Origin of the sequence: Myxococcus eversor (assembly GCF_010894455.1) — a bacterium.
GTDB lineage: Bacteria > Myxococcota > Myxococcia > Myxococcales > Myxococcaceae > Myxococcus > Myxococcus eversor.
Genome location: NZ_JAAIXY010000058.1, coordinates 1 through 2,512, shown reverse-complemented (window position 1 = coordinate 2,512; position 2,512 = coordinate 1). Strand labels below are relative to the sequence as shown.

The window sequence follows — 2,512 nt, the reverse complement described above, 5'->3', positions numbered from 1 at the left end:
CTCGCGTACGGCCTCGCAGAGTTGCTCGACGAGGTCCGTCTTGGAAGCTGGCAGCCAGAGGTCCGCGTCGGCAATCTCCTTGGAGAAGGGCGCATCGCAGAAGCCGAAGTGGGTGACGTAGGCGGGCGTCATGAAGCACCTCCATCGCGATGCCGAGGAGGACGCCCGACGGCGCGGTCGAGGAGCGCGCGGGGCGGGTCAAACGCGGGGTGTGGCCGGTACGTCTCGTCGTGGAGGGGAGGCCGACGCAGCGGCCTCTTGCGGCGCGCGTTCTTCACCGCGTCGACTGGGTGGAGTGTGTAGCGCTTGCCCTCGAATTCGGCCCAGGGAGTCTCGCCCAGGTCGACAAGGCAGCGGCACAGGTGCACGAGGCGTCCGGCGAGGTGGCCTGCGTCGAGCTCGTAGTCGGCGCCATCGACAGCGACGGTGGTGTCGCGCCGCACGCGCCGGCGGATGCGGGTGGTGAGGGCCTCGCGCAGCTTCACCTCGTCGAAGCCATCGGGCGCCCTGGGCGCGGCCTCGAAGACGTCTTTCGGTGTCGCGCCCATGAGGGAAGCGTGCGAGGTGACGTGGTAGTGCGCGTCGAGGAAGGCGCAGAGGCGGACATTGACGTCGTGCAGGGAGGCGACGGGCCCGAGGAAGTCGAGGCAGCCCTCGCGCAGCGTGCGCCAGAAGCGCTCCATCTTCCCGCGGGCGGGGGCGTCATAGGGCCTGGCGTGCAAGAGTGATGTGCCGATGCGAGCGCACGCAGTGGCGAGCGTCTCGCCCCGGTACGTGGCGCCATTGTCCAGGTAGAGAGCGTCCGGCGGACCGTGCTTGCGCAGGGCGCGCACCATGAGGCCCAGCATGTCCACCTCCCGCTCGGTGTGGTGGGCCTCCAGCGCCACGACGTACCGACTCGCGTCGTCCAGCAGCGCGTGGATGCGCAAGGGCAGCGACTTGCCCCCGACGGTGAGTCCAGGCCCATGACACACGTCCGCGTGCCACAGGGCCATGGGGCGCTCGGCCTGCCAGCGCAGGCGCGTCTTCGTGCCGCTGCCGTCGCGCATCCCGACGCGGTCAAGTCCTGCTTGCGCGAAGAGGCGGCGCACCGTCGTCGCCGAGACGGCGTCCTTCTCCAGCCGGCCATCGGTGACGAGCGTGCGAAGGATGAGCGTCACGGACGCGGACGGGTACTCCCGCCGGATGTCGAGCAGCAGCTCGCGCTGGGCCGCCGAGAGCTGCTGGGCGCGGCCCTTGTCGCTGCGGCCGCGCGGGGCGAGGCCTGAGAGGCCGCGCTTCTTGTACGCGTAGTACCAGCGCTCGAGCGTGGCCGCCGAGTAGCAGTGGCTCGCCTTGGCGCCCGGCGGCACGAAGCGCTGCTGGGCGAGGGCCTCGAGCGCCGAGGCGAGCTGGCCTCGGTCCATCTGCGCCTGGGTGAGGACGCCGATGACTCCGTGGCGAAACACCGCCACCGCCTCGGCGTGGGACTTCGGGGTGAGGCTCTTCATTTCGCGCGGACTTCCCGTCCCCCCCTCATCCCGGCATGGGCCTCTTGGGAGGGCAGACGCCTACCGTCCCGCCATAGGCAGGCCTTCGAGGACGGGGCTTGTCGGGTGGGACGGACTTCTAAAGCGGGGCGAGCCGAGGGACGCGGAGCGAGTCCCTCAGCGAGCGCGCTCGGCCCCCCGGAAGGCACAGGCGGACAGCGATGGCGGTCCCGTCCCCGGTAGCGCGAAGGCGGCGACTGTCGACGCCGCTCGTGCGGCCACCGCTCGCGCCGTCCAGTCCGTGGGCGCCAAGCGCACGCAGCAGAGCAGCCTCCCGCGCCTGGCCTCCCCGGCCCAGCGGCGGAGGGAGTCCCAGCGCCCGGCGCTCCCCGGCCCCACCACGTCCCACGGACTCACGCGCCTGCGCACCGCCGCAGCCGTCAGCGACTCGAGGCCCCACAGGGCGAGCGCCCAGGCGATGGCTGCGAGCGAATACAGCTTCCTGGCCAGCACCTCCGCGGGCACTACCGTCTGCGACACGCCGCACGCACGGCAGCGGTAGCGTCGCACGCGCAGCTCCACGAGGACGGGCGACGCGCCAGCGTCCAGCGGCCCGCGCACCTGGCGGCTCCGGCTGCCATGCCCATGAAGCCCCAGCGGCCCTCCCACAGGGCGGCTCGCCGCGCCGCAAGCGGCGCAGCTCGCCGGGCGTACCGCCGACACGGACGGCATCTGTGCCGCCCAGGACTTGACGCCGACGCGCGTCCGTACGACTCCTTGGGTGCCTCGCTTCTCTCTCACACGTCAAGCGGGGCGCTCGACCTGTGAGCGTGTTGGCGCACGCTCCAGGTCACCTTTCTCGCACGCGAGCTGGCGAACACCGCCGCGCCCCGTCCTCTCAGCGCCCCGGGGACTACCTCACGCAGCGTGGCGCGCCAGAATCCGGCTCGCTGCTGGACTCCGCGCGACCTGCAACATCCCTTCCCGGCAACCAGCGCGCTCGTCGCGACCGCGATCTCCATCAACCACTTCGCTCAGCAACA

At 71.8% G+C, this 2,512-nt stretch carries 2 protein-coding genes; both read right to left on the bottom strand.

Annotated features, from left to right (window positions below):
- Positions 1–128: 128 nt before the first annotated feature.
- Positions 129–1,490, bottom strand: a complete 1,362-nt coding sequence (locus G4D83_RS45080; RefSeq protein WP_163871148.1) for a DDE-type integrase/transposase/recombinase — start codon at positions 1,488–1,490, stop codon at positions 129–131.
- Between the two features lie 156 nt (positions 1,491–1,646).
- Complete coding sequence (locus tag G4D83_RS45075) at positions 1,647–2,090, bottom strand: hypothetical protein (RefSeq protein ID WP_476703760.1); 444 nt, start codon at positions 2,088–2,090, stop codon at positions 1,647–1,649.
- Positions 2,091–2,512: the final 422 nt, after the last annotated feature.